17 protein-coding genes are annotated in these 18331 nt (G+C 74.1%); 12 read left to right on the top strand and 5 right to left on the bottom strand.

The genetic code is table 11. From position 1 onward, the window contains the following. Positions 1-176 precede the first annotated feature (176 nt). Together ACIRQ9_RS36790 and ACIRQ9_RS36785 are read left to right on the top strand one after the other, a co-directional pair. Entirely contained in the window at positions 177-1292 is a 1116-nt protein-coding gene (locus ACIRQ9_RS36790) for an alpha/beta hydrolase (protein ID WP_404183946.1), read from the top strand. 97 nt (positions 1293-1389) lie between these two features. Further along, positions 1390-2592, top strand: coding sequence for a hypothetical protein (locus ACIRQ9_RS36785; RefSeq protein ID WP_404183943.1), 1203 nt, complete (start codon positions 1390-1392; stop codon positions 2590-2592). A gap of 85 nt (positions 2593-2677) precedes the next feature. Here ACIRQ9_RS36785 and ACIRQ9_RS36780 read toward each other — a convergent pair whose 3' ends face one another. Continuing rightward, the gene (locus ACIRQ9_RS36780; protein ID WP_404183940.1) at positions 2678-4006 is read right to left on the bottom strand and encodes a PH domain-containing protein; all 1329 of its coding nucleotides are present in this window, start codon (positions 4004-4006) and stop codon (positions 2678-2680) included. Then, entirely contained in the window at positions 4003-4506 is a 504-nt protein-coding gene (locus ACIRQ9_RS36775) for a PH domain-containing protein (RefSeq protein WP_404183937.1), read from the bottom strand. The genes ACIRQ9_RS36780 and ACIRQ9_RS36775 overlap by 4 nt, the downstream gene beginning before the upstream one ends. Before the next feature lie 31 nt (positions 4507-4537). On the opposite strand from ACIRQ9_RS36775, the gene ACIRQ9_RS36770 reads away from it, so the two are divergent. Next, positions 4538-5689: an NADH-quinone oxidoreductase subunit D gene (locus tag ACIRQ9_RS36770; protein WP_404183934.1), complete on the top strand. Its 1152-nt coding sequence runs from the start codon at positions 4538-4540 to the stop codon at positions 5687-5689. A gap of 29 nt (positions 5690-5718) precedes the next feature. On the opposite strand, the gene ACIRQ9_RS36765 is transcribed toward ACIRQ9_RS36770, so the two are convergent. After that, on the bottom strand, positions 5719-6741 hold the full coding sequence (locus tag ACIRQ9_RS36765) for an SAM-dependent methyltransferase (protein ID WP_404183931.1): 1023 nt from the start codon (positions 6739-6741) through the stop codon (positions 5719-5721). A 118-nt stretch (positions 6742-6859) separates the two neighbouring features. Between ACIRQ9_RS36765 and ACIRQ9_RS36760 the strand changes: the two genes are divergently transcribed. Continuing rightward, entirely contained in the window at positions 6860-8065 is a 1206-nt protein-coding gene (locus ACIRQ9_RS36760; RefSeq protein WP_404183928.1) for a sensor histidine kinase, read from the top strand. 86 nt (positions 8066-8151) lie between these two features. Beyond that, complete coding sequence (locus ACIRQ9_RS36755) at positions 8152-8826, top strand: response regulator (RefSeq protein WP_404183925.1); 675 nt, start codon at positions 8152-8154, stop codon at positions 8824-8826. Positions 8827-8868: 42 nt separating this feature from the next. Here the strand turns inward: ACIRQ9_RS36755 and ACIRQ9_RS36750 are convergent, their stop codons facing one another. Both ACIRQ9_RS36750 and ACIRQ9_RS36745 read right to left on the bottom strand, forming a co-directional pair. After that, complete coding sequence (locus ACIRQ9_RS36750; RefSeq protein WP_404183922.1) at positions 8869-9969, bottom strand: DUF5937 family protein; 1101 nt, start codon at positions 9967-9969, stop codon at positions 8869-8871. A 438-nt stretch (positions 9970-10407) separates the two neighbouring features. Beyond that, on the bottom strand, positions 10408-11598 hold the full coding sequence (locus ACIRQ9_RS36745) for a threonine aldolase family protein (RefSeq protein ID WP_404183919.1): 1191 nt from the start codon (positions 11596-11598) through the stop codon (positions 10408-10410). 187 nt (positions 11599-11785) lie between these two features. Here ACIRQ9_RS36745 and ACIRQ9_RS36740 point away from each other — a divergent pair, with 187 nt between their 5' ends. The 7 genes from ACIRQ9_RS36740 to ACIRQ9_RS36710 all read left to right on the top strand — a co-directional run bounded on the left by ACIRQ9_RS36740 (position 11786) and on the right by ACIRQ9_RS36710 (position 18292). Continuing rightward, entirely contained in the window at positions 11786-12724 is a 939-nt protein-coding gene (locus ACIRQ9_RS36740; protein ID WP_404183916.1) for a Rossmann-like and DUF2520 domain-containing protein, read from the top strand. Next, the gene (gene panC, locus ACIRQ9_RS36735; RefSeq protein ID WP_404183913.1) at positions 12721-13722 is read left to right on the top strand and encodes a pantoate--beta-alanine ligase; all 1002 of its coding nucleotides are present in this window, start codon (positions 12721-12723) and stop codon (positions 13720-13722) included. The genes ACIRQ9_RS36740 and panC overlap by 4 nt, the downstream gene beginning before the upstream one ends. Beyond that, positions 13719-15440 (top strand): L-aspartate oxidase, encoded by a 1722-nt coding sequence (locus ACIRQ9_RS36730; RefSeq protein WP_404183910.1) that lies wholly within the window; start codon positions 13719-13721, stop codon positions 15438-15440. The genes panC and ACIRQ9_RS36730 overlap by 4 nt, the downstream gene beginning before the upstream one ends. A gap of 5 nt (positions 15441-15445) precedes the next feature. Next, a complete protein-coding gene (nadC, locus tag ACIRQ9_RS36725) occupies positions 15446-16423 on the top strand; it encodes a carboxylating nicotinate-nucleotide diphosphorylase (RefSeq protein ID WP_404183907.1) in 978 nt (325 codons plus the stop codon). 4 nt (positions 16424-16427) lie between these two features. Next, a complete protein-coding gene (locus ACIRQ9_RS36720) occupies positions 16428-17225 on the top strand; it encodes a type III pantothenate kinase (protein WP_404183904.1) in 798 nt (265 codons plus the stop codon). Positions 17226-17360: 135 nt separating this feature from the next. Then, positions 17361-17966: a hypothetical protein gene (locus ACIRQ9_RS36715; RefSeq protein WP_404183976.1), complete on the top strand. Its 606-nt coding sequence runs from the start codon at positions 17361-17363 to the stop codon at positions 17964-17966. Between the two features lie 134 nt (positions 17967-18100). Beyond that, positions 18101-18292 (top strand): hypothetical protein, encoded by a 192-nt coding sequence (locus tag ACIRQ9_RS36710; RefSeq protein WP_404183901.1) that lies wholly within the window; start codon positions 18101-18103, stop codon positions 18290-18292. Positions 18293-18331 lie beyond the last annotated feature (39 nt).

Below are 18331 nucleotides of genomic sequence, written 5' to 3'. Positions count from 1 at the left end.
CCTTGAATCCGGTGCCGATTCGGGCATCCGGCGACATTGCGCCCTCTAGGACGGTGTCACGGGGGGAGAGGTTCACTCCCCACCGGAAAGCCGGGTCAAAGGCCGAGGAAAGTCCGGGGCAAGCCTCGCTCAAAGCGGTGGTCGCCACGGGGGAAAGCGCAGGCAGGAAGCACCTCATGGGACTCACGAGTGACAAGATCCTCGCATCGGCGGTGCTGTTCGCCGCGGTGCTGTTCGTCGGCACGGTGTGGCTGTGGCCCCGGCTGGGACGCCGGAGCTGGCGGGCCGTCGGCGGCCGTGTCGGCCTGCTGCTGGCCACCCAGCTGGCGCTCTTCGCGTGCGTCGGGATAGCCGTCAACCAGGCTTTCGGCTTCTACGCGAGCTGGGCGGACCTGTTCGGCACGGAGACCGACCAAGGGGTCGTCGTCGACCACACGGGCGCCGGACCGGTCCAGCTGATCTCCACCTCCGAGGTGCACGGCATGGGCGGCTCGCTGCCCCGGACGGCCGGTCAGATCCAGCAGGTCGGCATCGTCGGCCGTACGAGCCGCATCGCCACGCCCGCGTACGTGTACCTGCCGCCCGAGTACTTCCAGCCGCGGTACCGCACCCGGACGTTCCCGGTGGTGGTGGTGCTCAGCGGCTATCCCGGCACCGCGCGGGCGCTGGTCGACAAGCTGCACTACCCGCGCACGGCACAGCACCTGGTGCGGGAGGGGAAGATGCGGCCCACGATCCTGGTGATGCTGCGGCCGACGGTCGCGCCGCCCCGGGACACCGAGTGCGTGGACGTCCCGCGCGGCCCGCAGACCGAGACCTTCTTCGCCGAGGACCTGCCCGCCGCGGTGCGCGCGCACTACCGGGCCGCGGGGAAGCCGGGCGGCTGGGGGATCGTCGGCGACTCGACGGGCGGGTACTGCGCCCTCAAGCTCGCGATGCACCATCCCGGCGTGTACGCGGCCGGCGCCGGGCTCTCGCCGTCGTACAAGGCGCCCATCGACGCCACGACCGGCGACCTCTTCCAGGGCGACCGCGATCTCAGGAACCGTTCAGACCTGTGGTGGTACCTGGGGCACCGGCCCGCCCCGGACACCTCGCTGCTGGTCACCAGCAGCAAAGTCGGAGAGACCAATTACCGGGCCACCTTGAAATTCATCAAAAGTGTGCAGGCCACGAACATGACCCGGATCTCGTCGATCATCCTCGGCAGCGGCGGCCACAACTTCAACACCTGGCGCCGCGAGATCCCGGCGACGCTCCAGTGGCTCAGCGGACGGCTGAGCGACCGCTGAGCGCGGCTCGGGGCGATGCCGGACGGAGACTTCGTTGTCGCTGTGTTTTTACGGTCCGGGGCACCACGATTCGCCTACGCGCGGTAAGTTTCTGGCCATGCCACGTGGACGCCACCGTCATTCCCCGCCTCTGCACAGGCTGTTGCCTCCCTCGGTGATCGCCGGTGTCTCGCTCGTCTGCGCTCTGGGGCCCTGGTTGTTCTCCCAGCCGACGGCGCTGCGCACGCTGGCCGCGATAGCCGCGGCGACCACGGCCGTCGGTGCCGCCGTCATGCGCCGCTGGGACAGCGAGGCGGGCAAGCAGGTGGCCGACCTGTCACGCGCGCGTGCGAGTGACGAGTGGCGCCACGAGGAGCGGATCGCCGAGCTGGAGACCGACCTCGAGGAGTCGCGGGAGCTGCGCGCCAAGCTGGAGCAGCGGCTGCGCGCGAAGCGGACCGAGCTGGCCGGCCTGCGCAACGAGCACGCGTCCCTGCTGCGCCGCTACGCCACGGCCGAGACGGAGCGCGCGAGCGCCCTGGAGGGCCGCCGCCTGCTGGAGATCGAGGCCGTCGCGCCCTCGAACGCGCTGCCGGCACCCCGGAACCCCGAGGAGGCCGAAGAGCCCGCGGAGTCCACGGAAGCCGCACAGGCCGTCGAGCCGACCGAGGTCGAGGAGACGGTCCCGGCGGTCTTCTCGCCCGAGGGCTCCAAGCTGTTCCTGCGGGCCAAGGTGGCACTGGCCCGCTTCGACGACGGCGACGGCCCGTCGGCCCCGACCGACGCCGACGCCGGCACCGTGAGTGCGGCGCGGACGGCCGATGTGCCCGAGCCGCCCAAGGGCGAGCCGGCACCGGAGGACGAGGAACAGGGGCAGCCCGAGGCGGTCGACGGGCACGCGCGCGCGGCCGCCTTCACCACCGACGAGCCGGCGGAGCCCGCTCCGGCCCCGGCGGAGCAGGACGCCCCCGGCGTGCCGGCGCCCTCCGTCAACTCCGTGAAGCCCTCCGGGCACTTCACCGTGCCCACCGCGGTCGCCGTGCTGCCCGCGGCGCCCATCCCGCGTCCCCTGGTCACCGGCGGGTTCGACTTCTTCGGCACGCAGAAGGGCGACGGTGGCGAGGGGCTGGAGGCCGTGCACAACGAGGACCTCGCGGACGTCGTCGGCCAGGAGGCGCTGGCGCTCCACAAGGCCGAGTCCGAGGCCGAGTTCAAGCCCGCCGACCCGGAGACCCGGGGCGTCGGCCAGGTCATCGACCTGACCGCGCACGACGAGACCGAGCAGATCAACATCGGCGGCCTGCGCAGCGCCGCCTCCTGAACACCGGTCCTGAGCCGGGGCATCCGCCGGGTGCCCCGGCTCAGGCGTTCCCCGGGCCGCCCGCGCCCCGCGAGCACCACGGCGCTCAGGCCATCCAGCGGTCCGGGCGCGCCGACCCGCGGCCCGTCCGGGACCGTTCGGCCTGCTCCCGCAGCAGCGCCGCGGCCGCCTCCGCGTCCCGCAGACGGGCCGTCACGGTCTTGTCGGCCCCCGTGTCCACATGGACGTCCGCGAGCCGCCACAGCCGCTTCCAGGGCCCCTGCGTCAGCCGTACGCTCTGGACCTTGGCGTGCGGGACCAGCGCCAGACGCCGGCGCAGCAGCCCGTGCCGGGCCGCGAACACCGTCTCCGTGACCGCGAGCCCGTATCCGCGCCACCACAGCGGCACGCACCAGCGGCCCCGCCGCGGCGGCCGCGGCAGCTCGCCCGGCACCGTCACACCGGGCAGCACGCGCGTGAGGACGGACTCGGCGACCGCGCGCGGCGCGACCGGCACCAGCACCGAGTTCGAGGACCCGGCCACGTCCAGTTCCACCCGCACCCAGCGCAGCGGCCGCCACAGCAGCGGCTCCACGATCCGCACGGTCTGCACCCGCCCGGGCGGCACCGTCTCGTGGGTGCGGTCGAGCAGCCCGTGGTCGATGCGCAGCCCGTCCGGCGACTCCCCGACCGTCCAGTCGTACTCCCCGACGAACCGGCCCACGCTGGTCGTGGCCGCCGCGCCGAGCAGCGGCAGGGCGGTGGCGAGGACCGTCCACACGCTGTGGGTGGCCAGCCACAGCACCGGCGGTACGACCAGGGCCGCGGCCAGGGAGCCCCAGGTGGCGCCCGTCAGCACGAGGGAGAGCGCGAGCTTGCCCGCGGGCACGCGCATCAGCTCCTGGGCCGGAGCCTCGCCGACCTCCCGTGCCGTCTCCGGTGCGAAGCCGGCGGCGCGGGCCAGCAGTTCCGCGCGCAGCGCTCGCGCCTCGCCCTGCCCCAGGAAGGCCAGCTCGTCCTTCTTGTCGGTGCCGACGACGTCGATGCGCAGCTTGGCGACCCCCGCCACGCGCGCGAGCAGCGGCTGGGTCACGTCGACGGCCTGGATCCGCTCCAGCCGGATGTGCGCGGTGCGCCGGAAGAACAGGCCGGTGCGTATGCGCAGTTCGCTGTCGGTGACCGCGAAGTAGGTGAACCACCAGGACAGGAAGCCGTACAGGGCGCCCGCGGTGACCAGGACGGCGAGTCCGGCCAGGAGCATGGTCGTGGTCAGCTTCGTCAGCTGTTCCTGGGCCTGGTTCGGGTCGTGCACCGCCCAGCCGGTGAGCACCGCGACCGGCGCCCAGGCCCGCCGGAACGGCGTCACCGGGTGCAGCCTCCGCTCGCCCGCCGCCTTGCCGGGGCGTATGGCGCCGTCGGCGCCGGGCGCGGTCACAGGCCCGCCGATCGGGCTTCGCCGAGTTCGGTGAGCCGGTCGCGCAGCCGCTCCGCCTCGGCCGGCGCCAGGCCGGGGATCGCCGCGTCGGTGGCGGCTGCCGCCGTGTGCAGCTGCACGCTCGCCAGGCCGAAGTACCGCTCGACGGGCCCCGAGGTCACCTCCACCAGCTGCATCCGCCCGTACGGCACCACGGTCTCCTCGCGCCACAGCACACCGCGGCTGATCAGCAGGTCGTCGGCGCGCTCGGCGTACCGCCAGGAGCGCCAGTTGCGGCCGACCATCACCCAGCCCCAGGCCAGCACGGCCAGCGGCAGCAGCGCGAAGGCCGCCCACACCGGGCCCGCGAGCAGGCCCGGCAGCAGGCCCGCCGCGAGGCTGATCAGGCCCAGCCACACCACCAGCAGCAGCCGTCGCATCCGCAGCAGGCCGGGCGGCAGCCCCGTCCACACCGGCTCGGTCTCCGTCGCCCCGGCACCGGCCGGGCTCCCCGTCTCCATGAGGTCAGCGTACGTACGAGAGACTGGGTCCATGACTCCCACGACGGAGACCACGGTCGGCATCGGCGGCGCCGCGGAGAGCACCGACATGGTGCTCAACATCGGCCCGCAGCACCCCTCCACGCACGGTGTGCTGCGGCTGAAGCTCGTGCTGGACGGCGAGCGGATCGTCTCCGCGGAGCCGGTGATCGGCTACATGCACCGGGGTGCGGAGAAGCTCTTCGAGGCGCGCGACTACCGGCAGATCATCATGCTCGCCAACCGCCACGACTGGCTGTCGGCCTTCTCCAACGAGCTGGGCGTGGTCCTCGCCGTCGAGCGGATGCTCGGCATGGAGGTGCCGGTCCGCGCGGTGTGGACGCGCACGCTGCTCGCCGAGCTGAACCGGGTGCTCAACCACCTGATGTTCCTCGGCTCCTACCCGCTGGAGCTGGGCGGGATCACCCCGGTCTTCCACGCGTTCCGCGAGCGCGAGGTGCTCCAGAACGTCATGGAGGAGGTCTCCGGCGGGCGCATGCACTACATGTTCAACCGCGTCGGCGGCCTCAAGGAGGACCTGCCGGCCGGCTGGACCGCACGCGCGCGTGCCGCCGTCTGTGCCGTCCGCTCCCGCATGGACGTCTTCGACGGCCTGGTGCTCGGCAACGAGATCTTCCGCGGCCGCACCCGGGGCGTCGGCGTCCTCGCGCCGGAGGCCGTGCACGCGTACGGCGTGAGCGGGCCCATCGCGCGCGCCTCGGACGTCGACTTCGACCTGCGCCGTGACGAGCCCTACCTGGCCTACGGCGAGCTCCAGGACACCCTCCGGGTGGTCACCCGGTCCGAGGGTGACTGCCTGGCCCGTTTCGAATGCCTCCTGGAGCAGACCCACGTCGCCCTGGACCTGGCCGACGCCTGCCTGGACCGGGTCGCCGAGCTGCCGCCGGGACCGATCAACCAGCGGCTCCCGAAGGTCCTCAAGGCGCCCGAGGGCCACACCTACGCCTGGACCGAGAACCCGCTCGGCATCAACGGCTACTACCTCGTCAGCAGGGGCGAGAAGACCCCGTACCGGCTGAAGCTGCGCTCGGCGTCGTTCAACAACATCCAGGCGCTCACGGAACTGCTGCCGGGGACCCTGGTGGCGGACATGGTCGCGATCCTCGGGTCGATGTTCTTCGTGGTGGGAGACATCGACAAGTAGGGCGCCCGGGCGTGCCCGCCGGGCCGGTGTCAGGTCAGCGGGTTGGCGATGCCCACCGGCTGCAGCAGCCAGCCGAAGTCGCCGAGACCGCCGGCGGCGGTCAGCTCGGCGGCCTCACCGGCGCTCGCCAGGGCGCGCACGTAGGCGGCGGGATGGGTCGAGGCGAGCGCGAGCGAGGGGCGCGCGCCGGTGAGGCCCAGGGCGCGCAGGGCGTCGCGCTGTGTGCAGACGAGCGCTGGTGGAAGGTCGTGCGCCGGGTCGAGCGCCGCGCAGGCGTCCAGTGCGACGTGCGCCGTGATGTCGCACGACCCGTCCGGGACGGGCAGCGTGGCGCGCCCCGCGCGAAAGCCGGTGAGCGTGCCGAACGGCGGGCGCGCGGCCGCGGTGTGCGCGTAGTCCACGGCCACCGCGAGCCCCTCCCGCACCCGGGCGACGGCCTCCGCCCACGCCCGGTCCCGGGGCAGCCCGATCTCCGCGCGCAGTCCCGGCTCGGCGCCCAGCGGCCACCACCGCGCGAGCCAGTCCGCGTCCGCGCCGAAGACGCGCTCGCCGAGCAGTTCGAGGCCGTCGCGCCGGACGTGCACGAGGCGGGCCGCACCGGCCGGGTCCACCTCGGCGACGTCGACCGGGACGTTGTCCAGCCATTCGTTGGCGAAGAGCAGGCCGGTCACGGTGCGAGGCAGCTCGCTCAGCCAGGTGATCCGGTCGGGCAGGCCCGGCGGGCGGGCGGCGACCTCGACGGCACAGGCACGCGTGCGTGCGGCCACGTCGGCGGGCAGCGCGGCGAGCACGCCTGCGACCAGTTCGCCGCGGCCGGCGCCCATGTCCACGAAGTCCAGCGATCCGGGGTGCCCCAGGGCCTCGTCGACCCGGCACAGCAGCCGGGCCACGGCCTCGGCGAACAGCCGCGACGCGTGCACCGACGTACGGAAGTGGGCGGCCGGTCCCTCCGGGCGCCGGTAGAAGCCGCCGGGGCCGTACAGGGCCGCCTCGGTGGCCGCACGCCAGCTCCGGGCGTCGTCCGCCGTCTCTCGCGTCGCCTCATCCGTCACCGGGCCAGACTAGGCGCACAGGTGATCACCTTCTCCACCTTGCGGAGTACGTGTGCGGAACAGGGATCGGCCCTCCGGTTGACCCCTGCAGCTAACACACTTCCCTACTCTGGGTTACGTGCAGCGCCTCTATGACTTCCTCCGCAGGAACCCGACATGGGTCGACAGCTTCTCGGCCGTCGTCCTGCTCGCGGTTTCCTGCGTGAGCGTGGTGAACCTCCGCGGGGCGCTCCAGCACCACGGTTCGACCGCCGCCATGCTGGCCGTGTCCGCCGTCATGGCCGTCGTGGTCGCACTGCGCCGCCGGTTCCCCGAGCGGATGCTGCTGCTGGCCGCCGCGACCGGCCTGGCCCAGCTGGTCCTGGACGTGGAGACGACGGTCGCCAACTTCGCCATGCTGGTGATCGTCTGCACGGTCGCCGCGATCGGCCGGCGCTGGTCGTCCCGGTTCGCCCTGTACGCGGGGCTGTGCGCGGCCCCGCTGGCGCAGATCCGGTGGCCGCAGGAGCGGACGAGTCTCGTCGGCCACCTGGCCATCGTGGTGTTCCAGGCGGTGCCGTTCGTGCTCGCCTGGGTGCTCGGCGACTCCATGCGCACCCGCCGCGCCTACTTCGCACAGCTGGAGGAGCGCGCGGCCCGGCTGGAGAGGGAGCGCGAGGCGCAGTCCAAGGTCGCGGTGGCCGCCGAGCGGGCCCGCATCGCGCGCGAGCTGCACGACGTGGTCGCGCACAACGTGTCGGTGATGGTGGTCCAGGCCGACGGCGCCGCCTACGTCCTCGACGCCGCCCCCGACCAGGCCAAGAAGGCCCTGGAGACGATCTCCTCCACCGGCCGCCAGGCCCTCGCCGAGATGCGCCGCCTGCTGGGCGTGCTGCGCACGGGCGAGCACAAGGAGGTCGGCGAGTACGTTCCGCAGCCCGACGTCGAGCAGATCGACGAGCTCATCGAGCAGTGCCGCAGCTCCGGCCTGCCCGTCGACTTCAAGGTCGAGGGCACCCCGCGCCCGCTGCCCAGCGGCGTCGAGCTGACGGCGTACCGGATCGTGCAGGAGGCGCTCACCAACACCCGCAAGCACGGCGGGCCCAACACGGGCGCCAGCGTGCGGCTGGTCTACTTCGACGACGGACTCGGCCTGCTGGTGGAGGACGACGGCAAGGGCGCCCCGCACGAGATGTACGAGGAGGGCGGCGCCGACGGGCAGGGGCACGGCCTGATCGGCATGCGCGAGCGGGTCGGTATGGTCGGCGGCACGCTCGACGCGGGGCCCCGTCCCGGCGGAGGATTCCGCATCAGTGCTCTGCTGCCGCTCAAACCGGCGCATTGACACAGACGCACGCCCCCGGTTGACACCTGTCACGCCCCGGGGCAACCCCGGCGGCAAGCCGCCGAACGGAAACGGAAGAGGACCCGATGACGATCCGCGTGATGCTCGTCGACGACCAGGTGCTGCTGCGCACCGGGTTCCGGATGGTGCTCGCGGCCCAGCCGGACATGGAGGTCGTCGCGGAGGCGGGCGACGGCGTCGAGGCCCTCCAGGTGCTGAGGTCCAGCGAGGTGGACGTCGTCCTGATGGACGTGCGCATGCCCAAGCTGGACGGGGTGGAGACCACCCGCCGCATCTGCTCGGAGCCCGACCCGCCCAAGGTGCTCATCCTGACCACCTTCGACCTCGACGAATACGCCTTCTCGGGACTGAAGGCGGGCGCCTCCGGCTTCATGCTCAAGGACGTCCCGCCCGGCGAGCTGCTGGCCGCGATCCGCTCCGTGCACAGCGGCGACGCCGTCGTCGCGCCCTCCACCACCCGGCGGCTGCTCGACCGCTTCGCGCCGATGCTGCCCTCGGCCGGCAAGGAGCCCCGGCACCAGGAGCTGAGCCGGCTCACCGACCGCGAGCGCGAGGTCATGGTGCTCGTGGCGCAGGGCCTGTCGAACGGTGAGATCGCCGCCCGCCTGGTGCTCTCCGAGGCGACCGTGAAGACCCACGTCGGCCGCATCCTGACCAAGCTCGGCCTGCGCGACCGCGTCCAGGTGGTGGTGCTCGCCTATGAGACCGGCCTGGTCCGCGCGGGCGGCGGCCACGGCTGACCCCGCGCTCGCGCTCGCGCGCCGGGCGTCCGGCCCGCGCGGTCAGCGCAGTATCCCCTCCAGGAAGTCGCTGCCGAGGCGGGCCACGACCGTGACGTCCAGCTGCTGCAGGACGTACCGGCCGCGGCGGCGCGTGGTGACCAGGCCCGCCTTCTTCAGGACGCCCAGGTGCCGGGAGACCTCGGGCGCCGACAGACCGTGCACCTGGGCCAGCTCGCTGGTGGTGTACGCGCTGCGCGCCAGGTACCGGCACAGCCGCATCCGCACGGGATGGGACAGCGCCGCCATCCGCAGCGTCAGCGCCTCCACCGACGCCGGGGCGGCCAGCTCCGGCGAGCCGACCGGGTAGTGCAGCACCGGCCGCCAGCCGTGGCGGTGCAGGACCATCAGGTGCGGCCGGCCCAGGCTGGTGGGCACCAGCAGCAGGCCGTCCGCGTCGACCACGGCGTGGCCGTCGGTGAGCTTGTCCACGGTGATCCGCTCACCGGCCTCGTCGAGCGTCACGACCGGCGAGACCGCGGCCAGCGCCCCGGCGAGCCCCTTGCGGCGCAGCAGCTCCGTCTTGTGCCGGGCGTCGGCCGCCAGCTGGTGGCGCAGCCGCGACCAGGCCTCGTCGTAGAACGCCTCGGCGCAGTCCTCCAGGAAGCGGCGCAGCCACGCCCGCACGCTCGGCGGATCGTCGAGCAGGCGCTGGGCGAACCGGACCTGCTGCGGCCCGCGCGAGGCGGCCACCTCCAGCGCCCGGCGGCGCGCCAGCGGGTCCGACAGCAGCGCCGGTGCCCGCGTGTCGTAGGAGAGCACACAGGTGAACTCCAGGGCCGCGTCGACGAACTGCTCGTCCGTCAGCTTGTCGAGCTGGCCCAGCTCCCCGGCCAGCGTGCCGTCCGGGACGGCGCCGGGCACGGCCGCGTACGGCAGGAACAGGTCGGAGAACGTCGTCCGCCACAGGAAGTCGGCCTCGCACATGCGGTCGGCCAGGTGCGGCTCCATCCGCGCGGTCACCCCGGTGACCCAGGCCTGCAGGCCCGGGTGATGCCCCGGCTCCGACAGCGCGTGCAGCGCCATGCCGAGCTCGGCCAGGGGCGAGGGCACGACGGCGACCCGCTCCGGCCGGAGCCCCGCGATGTCGATCCGCACGCTCATGTGCCCATCGTGCACCCCGCCACCGACAACGCCTCTCCCGATTGACGGGCGCCGTCAATCGGGGCGGCGGCGGTGCCGCGGGAGCGCAGGCTGGGGCGCATGAGCATCGTCCAGCAGCACTTCCTCGACACCTGCCGGGCCCGGCGGCACGGAGAGCCCGCGCCGCCCGCGCCCGGCACCCATGACGTGCGCGTGGCCCGCGCGGTGCGCGACCACCGGAGGTTCCGTGCGGTTCTCGCGGGGCGCCCGACGCGCGGGCGCCTGCGCGCCGCCGTGCTGCGCCGGACGCGCGCCTCCCAGGGGGCGGCACGGAGCCGCCGGGGCGAGGCGAGGTGTGCCGGGGCTAGGGGAGGTGCCGGGGGTGAGGCGAGGAGGCGAGGTGCCGGGTGCGCGAGGCCGCTCGCGTGAGCCCCGGCCCCGCGCCCCCGACCGGTTCTTTCAGCGGGCCGCCGACGGCAGCCGGGCCGCGAAGTCGGCGACCGCCGCCCGTACCTCCTCCGCCGTCCAGGCGAGACCGGCCTCGGCGACCGTCACCTCGGTCATGGACAGGGCCGGGCCCTTCGGCTCCCAGAAGCCGGCCAGCAGATAGGTGCCGGTCTCCTCGGCCTGCCGTAGCGCCGCCTCCATCAGCACGTCGGCCTCGTAGGGCAGCCAGACCTGGAACTGGTGGGTGTGCGGCTCCTCGGGGTGGACGCGCGTCCAGGCGAGTCCCGCCTCGGCGAACCCCTCGCGCAGGGCCTCGGCGACCACGCGCGCGTGCCGGACGTACTCCGGCAGGCGGGGCAGTTCGCGCTCCAGGCCGATCAGCGCCGCGAGCGCCGTCGGGAACTGCTGGAAGATCATGCCGCCGTAGCGGTGACGCCAGGTCTTCGCCTCCTGAACCAGCGACTTCGGGCCGGCCAGCGCGGCGCCGCCGATGCCGCCGAGGGACTTGTAGAACGACACGTAGACGCTGTCCGCGAGGTCCGCGATCTCGTGCAGGGGCCGTCCGAGGCGGTCGGTGCACTCCCACAGGCGGGCTCCGTCGAAGTGCACCACCGCGTCGCGCTCCCGGGCGGCCGCCACGACCTCCGTGAGCTCCTCCCAGGTGGGCAGCACGAACCCGGCTTCGCGGAGCGGCAGCTCCAGCATGAGCGCCCCGAAGGGTTCCTCGAAGTCGCGTATCTCCTGGGCGGTGGGCAGCCGGGGCTCGCCCGTGACGCGGACCGTGCGCAGGCCGGCCACCTCGCGGAACGCGTTGCGTTCGTGGACCTCGGGATGGGCGAGGGCGTGCAGGGCCACCGTCCGGTCGCCGGTACGGGCCGCCCAGCAGCGCAGCGCCACCTGCTGGGCCATCGTCCCGGTCGGGAAGAACGCGGCGGCCTCGGTGCCCAGCAGGGCCGCGACCCGTTCCTCCAGCGCCGCGACGACTCCGTTGCCGTAGACGTCGGCCGGTTCGTCCAGGTCGTACACGTCGGGTGCCGCTTCGAGCAGCGCGAGACGTTCGCGCAGGGAGGCGCGCGGGCCCTCGCGCGCGAGGACGCGGTCCGCCTTCCGGTAGGCGGCCGCGCGCCGCTCCCGCATCCGCTGCTCCGCCGACCGGGATCCGTCCGGTCGCTCGTCCTGTGGCGTCGTCGCCGTATCGCTCATGCCGTGGATGATGCCGTGCGGCAGGGGCGCGCGGCACCGGCATTTTCCGCACCGGGCCGTGTGACGGGCCGTGTGACCGGTCACCCACAGCCTGTGGACAGCCAACTGGGCCCGAACCCGATAGCGTTAACATGACGAGAAATCGTCCGGTACCCAGAGCGGACTGGAACGGGAAGGCCACCGTCGCGTGAGTACAGTCCAACAGCCAGACCTCAGTGACCGCCCCGCGCGGCTCACCGTCGGCGTCGTCGGCGCCGGCCGGGTGGGCCCCGCGCTCGCGGCCTCCCTGCAGCTCGCCGGGCACCGCCCGGTGGCCGTTTCCGGGGTGTCCGACGCCTCTCGGCGGCGCGCCGAGGCGATGCTGCCCGACGTTCCGCTGACGGCCCCCGCCGACGTCCTCCAGCGCGCCGACCTGGTGCTCCTGACCGTTCCCGACGACGCCCTGCCCGGTCTGGTGGCCGGCCTCGCCGAGACCGGCGCGGTACGGCCGGGCCAGCTGCTCGTGCACACCTCCGGCCGGTACGGCACCCAGGTCCTGGACCCGGCCCTGCGCGCGGGCGCGCTGCCGCTGGCCCTGCACCCGGCGATGACCTTCACCGGGACGCCGGTGGACGTGCAGCGGCTCGCGGGCTGCTCGTTCGGCGTGACCGCGCCCGAGGAACTGCGGCTGGCCGCCGAGGCGCTCGTCATCGAGATGGGCGGCGAGCCGGAGTGGATCCTGGAGGAGAACCGCCCGCTCTACCACGCGGCCCTCGCCCTGGGCGCCAACCACCTGGTCACCCTGGTCGCCCAGTCCATGGAGCTGCTGCGCACGGCCGGTGTCGAGGCCCCGGACCGGATGCTCGGCCCGCTGCTCGGCGCCGCCCTGGACAACGCCCTGCGCTCCGGCGACGCGGCGCTGACCGGCCCGGTCGCGCGCGGGGACGCGGGCACCGTCGCCGCACACGTCACGGAGCTGCGCCGGCACGCACCGCAGGCGGTCGACGGCTACCTGGCGATGGCCCGCGCCACCGCCGACCGGGCGCTCGCCCAGGGGCTGCTGAAGCCGGAACTCGCCGAGGACCTCCTCGGTGTCCTGGCCCGCGGCACGAACGGCACCCACGGCACCGAGGGGACCACCCGATGAGCACCGCACTGCTGCGCACCGCCGCCGAACTGCACGCGCGCGTGCGGCACGGCCGCCGCGCCGTCGTGATGACCATGGGCGCCCTGCACGAGGGCCACGCCACGCTGATCCGCGGCGCCCGCGAGATCGCGGGCCCGGACGGCGAGGTCGTCGTCACGGTCTTCGTGAACCCGCTGCAGTTCGGGGCGGGCGAGGACCTCGACCGGTACCCGCGCACCCTGGAAGCCGACCTGAAGATCGCCGAGCAGGCGGGCGCGGACGCCGTGTTCGCGCCGTCGGCCGAGGAGGTCTACCCGGGCGGGCAGCCCCAGGTCCGGGTCACCGCGGGTCCGATGGGCACTCTCCTGGAGGGTGCCTCGCGGCCCGGGCACTTCGACGGCGTCCTCACCGTCGTCGCCAAGCTGCTCCACCTCACCCGGCCCGACGCCGCCCTCTTCGGCCAGAAGGACGCCCAGCAGCTGGCCGTGATCCGGCGCATGGTGCGGGACCTGAACTTCGGCATCGAGATCGTCGGCGTACCGACGGTGCGCGAGGCCGACGGACTCGCGCTGTCCAGCCGCAACCGCTACCTGTCGGCCGACGAGCGGCGCACGGCGCTCACGCTGTCGCGCGCGCTGTTCGCGGGGCGTGACCGGCACGCGGCGCAGGAGGCGCTGCGGGCGCGGGCGCGCGAGGTGCCGTCCACGCGGGCGCGTGCCGAGGCGCTCAGCGCCATAGGGGAGTCCCGCGCGGCCGCCGACGCGCACGCCGTCGCCAAGGCCGTGCCGAACGCCGCCGCGGCCGTCCGCGCCGCCGCACGGGCCGTCCTGGACGAGGGCGTGCACTTCGACCCGCCGCTCAAGCTCGACTACCTCGCCCTGGTCGACCCCTCCGACTTCACCGAGATCGACGACGACTTCACCGGAGAGGCCGTCCTCGCCGTCGCCGCCCGGGTCGGCACGACCCGGCTGATCGACAACATCCCGCTCACCTTCGCCGCTCCCGGAGCCGCCTCGTGACCAGCACAGGCATACGACTGCACGCACCCGCCCCCGGATGGTCCATCGACGCGGACGTGGTGGTCGTCGGGTCCGGCGTCGCCGGCCTGACCGCCGCCCTGCGCTGCGAGGCCGCCGGACTGACCACCGTCGTCGTCACCAAGGCGCACCTGGACGACGGCTCCACCCGCTGGGCCCAGGGCGGCGTCGCGGCCGCCCTCGGCGACGGCGACACCCCCGAACAGCACCTGGACGACACCCTGGTCGCGGGCGCGGGCATGTGCGACGAGGAGGCCGTACGGATCCTCGTCACCGAGGGCCCCGGCGCGGTACGGCGGCTGATCTCGACCGGGGCGCACTTCGACACCGGGCCGGACGGCGACATCGACCTCACCCGCGAGGGCGGCCACCACCGGCGCCGGATCGCGCACGCGGGCGGGGACGCCACCGGAGCGGAGATCTCCCGTGCCCTGGTGGAGGCCGCCCTCGCGCGCGGCGTCCGGATGATCGAGAACGCGCTGGTCCTGGACCTGCTGACCGACGCCGAAGGCCGCACGGCGGGCGTGACCCTGCACGTGATGGGCGAGGGCCAGCACGACGGGGTGGGCGCCGTGCACGCCCCCGCGGTCGTCCTCGCCACCGGCGGCATGGGCCAGGTCTTCTCCGCGACCACCAACCCGTCGGTGTCCACCGGGGACGGCGTGGCGCTCGCTCTGCGGGCCGGCGCGGAGGTCTCCGACCTCGAATTCGTCCAGTTCCACCCGACCGTGCTGTTCCTCGGCGCCGACGCGGAGGGCCAGCAGCCGCTGGTCTCCGAGGCGGTGCGCGGGGAGGGCGCGCACCTGGTCGACGCGGACGGCGTGCGCTTCATGGTGGGGCAGCACGAGCTGGCCGAGCTGGCCCCGCGGGACATCGTCGCCAAGGGCATCATGCGGCGCATGCAGGAGCAGGACGCCGAGCACATGTTCCTGGACGCCCGGCACTTCGGCGCCGCCATGTGGGAGCACCGCTTCCCCACGATCCTGGCCGCCTGCCGGGCGCACGGCATCGACCCGGTCACCGAGCCCATCCCGATCGCGCCGGCCGCGCACTACGCCTCCGGGGGCGTGCGCACCGACGCGCAGGGGCGCACGACGGTGCCCGGGCTCTACGCGTGCGGCGAGGTCGCCTGCACCGGCGTGCACGGCGCGAACCGGCTCGCCTCCAACTCCCTCCTCGAAGGCCTGGTCTACGCCGAGCGCATCGCCGCCGATGTCACCACCCGGCACGCGGAGTACCGTCTGCACGCGCGCGTGCCCGTCCAGGTCCCGCACCCCGGCAGGCCCGCGCACCCGCTGCAGGCCGCCGAGGCGCGGTTCGCGATCCAGCGGATCATGACCGAGGGCGCCGGCGTGCTGCGCTCCGACGAGTCCCTGACCAGGGCCGCCGAGCAGCTCCAGCGCCTGCACCGGGACGCCCGCGACGCCCTGGACGAGAATGGCAAGACCGCCGAACCCGGCGTCGACACCTGGGAGGCCACCAACCTCCTGTGCGTCGCGCGGGCGCTCGTCGAGGCGGCCCTGCGCCGCCAGGAGACCCGCGGCTGCCACTGGCGCCTGGACCACGCCGACCGTGACGACAGCGTGTGGCGCCGCCACATCGTCGTCCGGCTGAATCCCGACCGCTCGCTGGCCGTCCAGACCACCGAGACCGCAGACTTCCCCCCTACCCGGCCGCACCAGCCATCCCAGGAGCAGTGACAGACGTGAGCACCAACGACCTTCCCCTCGCCGACGGCGGCGGCTGCGGCGACGGCTGTGCCTGTGGCGCCGGGGGCGACGAGGAGTACCTGGAGTGCGGCCTCGACCCCGCGCTCGCCGAACTGCTCGCCGCCGCCGGACTCGACCCCGTCGAGGTCGAGGACATCGCCAACGTGGCCATCCAGGAGGACCTGGACAACGGCGTGGACGTGACGACCGTCGCGACCATCCCCGAGGAGGCCGTGGCGACCGGCGACTTCGTCGCGCGCGAGGCGGGCGTCGTCGCGGGCCTCCGGGTCGCCGAGGCCGTGGTCTCCGTGGTCTGCACGGACGAGTTCGAGGTCGAGCGGCACGTCGAGGACGGCGACCGGGTCGAGGCCGGGCAGCCGCTGCTGTCGATCACCACCCGCACCCGCGACCTGCTCACCGCCGAGCGCAGCGCCCTGAACGTGCTGTGCCGCCTCTCCGGCATCGCGACCGCCACGCGCGCGTGGGCGGACGCGCTGGAGGGCACCGGGACGCGCGTGCGCGACACCCGCAAGACCACCCCGGGGCTGCGCTCCCTGGAGAAGTTCGCGGTGCGCTCCGGCGGTGGCGTCAACCACCGGATGTCGCTGTCCGACGCGGCCCTGGTCAAGGACAACCACGTGGTCGCCGCCGGCGGCGTCGGACCGGCCTTCAAGGCCGTCCGGGAGGCATTCCCGGAGCTGGCGATCGAGGTCGAGGTCGACACCCTCCACCAGCTCCGTGAGGTCGTCGACGCGGGCGCCGACCTGATCCTGCTGGACAACTTCACGCCGGGCGAGTGCGAGGAGGCCGTCGCGATCGTCGGCGGGCGCGCGCTCCTGGAGGCGTCCGGGCGGCTCACCCTGGACAACGCGCGGGCGTACGCCGACACCGGCGTGGACTTCCTGGCCGTCGGCGCCCTCACCCACTCCTCGCCGGTCCTGGACATCGGCCTGGATCTGCGCGCGGCGGAGTGACCTCATGCTCCTCACGATCGACGTCGGCAACACGCACACCGTCCTCGGGCTCTTCGACGGCGAGGACATCGTCGAGCACTGGCGCATCTCCACGGACGCGCGGCGTACCGCCGACGAGCTGGCGGTGCTGCTCCAGGGCCTGATGGGCATGCACCCGCTGCTCGGCGACGAGCTGGGCGACGGCATCGACGGCATCGCCATCTGCGCGACTGTGCCGTCCGTGCTGCACGAGCTGCGCGAGGTCACCCGCCGCTACTACGGCGACGTGCCGGCGGTGCTGGTGGAGCCGGGGGTGAAGACCGGGGTGCCGATCCTCACCGACAACCCCAAGGAGGTCGGCGCGGACCGGATCATCAACGCGGTCGCCGCCGTCGAGCTGTACGGCGGTCCCGCGATCGTCGTCGACTTCGGTACGGCCACCACCTTCGACGCGGTGTCCGCGCGCGGGGAGTACGTCGGCGGGGTGATCGCCCCCGGTATCGAGATCTCCGTGGAGGCGCTCGGGGTCAAGGGCGCCCAGCTGCGGAAGATCGAGGTGGCCCGGCCGCGCAGCGTGATCGGCAAGAACACGGTGGAGGCCATGCAGGCGGGCATCGTGTACGGCTTCGCCGGCCAGGTCGACGGAGTGGTCGGCCGGATGGCGCGGGAGCTGGCGGAGGACCCGGACGACGTGACGGTGATCGCCACGGGCGGCCTGGCGCCGATGGTGCTGGGGGAGTCCTCGGTGATCGACGAGCACGAGCCGTGGCTGACGCTGGTGGGGCTGCGGCTGGTGTACGAGCGGAACATGTCGCGGATGTGAGGCGGCGGGGGTGCGCGTGGCACGCGGCGGCCAGGCGAGTGGCCCCGCTGCGCCACACCATGCCCCCTATGTCGAGTTTGTCTGATTTACGCGTATCTTCGGTCCATGCCCACGCCCTACGGATCCCGCGGCGGCATGGCGTTCGGTGCGGAGGAGCTGCGTGTGCTCCGCCGTGCCCTCGCCCTCGCCCTTCACCCCGGTCCCGCCTCCGCCGACGACATCAAGGACTGTCATCGGCTCGCCGAGTCCTTCGACGAGGCGATGCGTGAGGGGGCCCGGCTGCGGGCCTTCCTGGTGGCCGACCTGGTCCGCTACCGAGCGGCGCTGCCCGGGGCCGTCGCCGGATATCTCACCCTCCTGGAGGAGGCGCTGGCGGCCGGTCACCGGCCCACGCCGGACGACCTCGCCGCACTGCGGGCGCTGCGCGGGAACCCCGGAGCCGCCGCGCTGCTGGAGCGCTGCCAGGACCTCGCCGAGCGTGACGTGCGGGCCCGGCTCGCGCAGGGAGCCCGCACGGTGCCCGCACCGGCCGTTCCGGCGTGCAGGACCCGCCTGACGGCCCTGCCGGGCGGTGCGTCCGAGGAGCCGGAGAAGAAGCCCGCCGACCGGCCCGCCGACCGGCCCGCCCCGCAGCCCGCCGGCCCCGGGCCCGCGGCGCCGAAGCGGCCCATCCCGACCCCGGGCGAGGTCTTCCCCCGCCGCAGGCCCACCCCGCCCGCGCAGCAGCTCGCCGTCGGCTGACCCGGGCGGACGCCCGGCGCGGCCACCGGTGGGGCGGCGGTGCGGCGGCGGGAGAAACAGCAGTTCGCGCCGCGCGCGGCGCGCCCGGCCCACCCCGCACCTTTCGCCCGGTCCGTCGTGGCTACCCTGGACGCATGGAATACGTCTCCGCGCTCCTGCCCCCGGTCGTCATGGCCGTCTTCTTCGCCGGCCTGGTCCGGGTGATCGTGAAGACGCAGGGCGGCGCCGCCAAGGCCAAGGAGGACGCCGCCGTGGACGCCGCCCTCGCGCGCGCGGCGCGCGGAGAGAGCGGCCCGGCGGTCCCCGCTCCGGGCCGCGAGGCCTGACCGCACACCGCACCTGTCCGGCGGACGACGCGCCCCGCG

This window comes from Streptomyces sp. NPDC101237 (assembly GCF_044767465.1).
GTDB classification, from domain to species: domain Bacteria; phylum Actinomycetota; class Actinomycetes; order Streptomycetales; family Streptomycetaceae; genus Streptomyces; species Streptomyces gramineus.
This window is presented reverse-complemented; position numbering and strand designations above follow the sequence as displayed.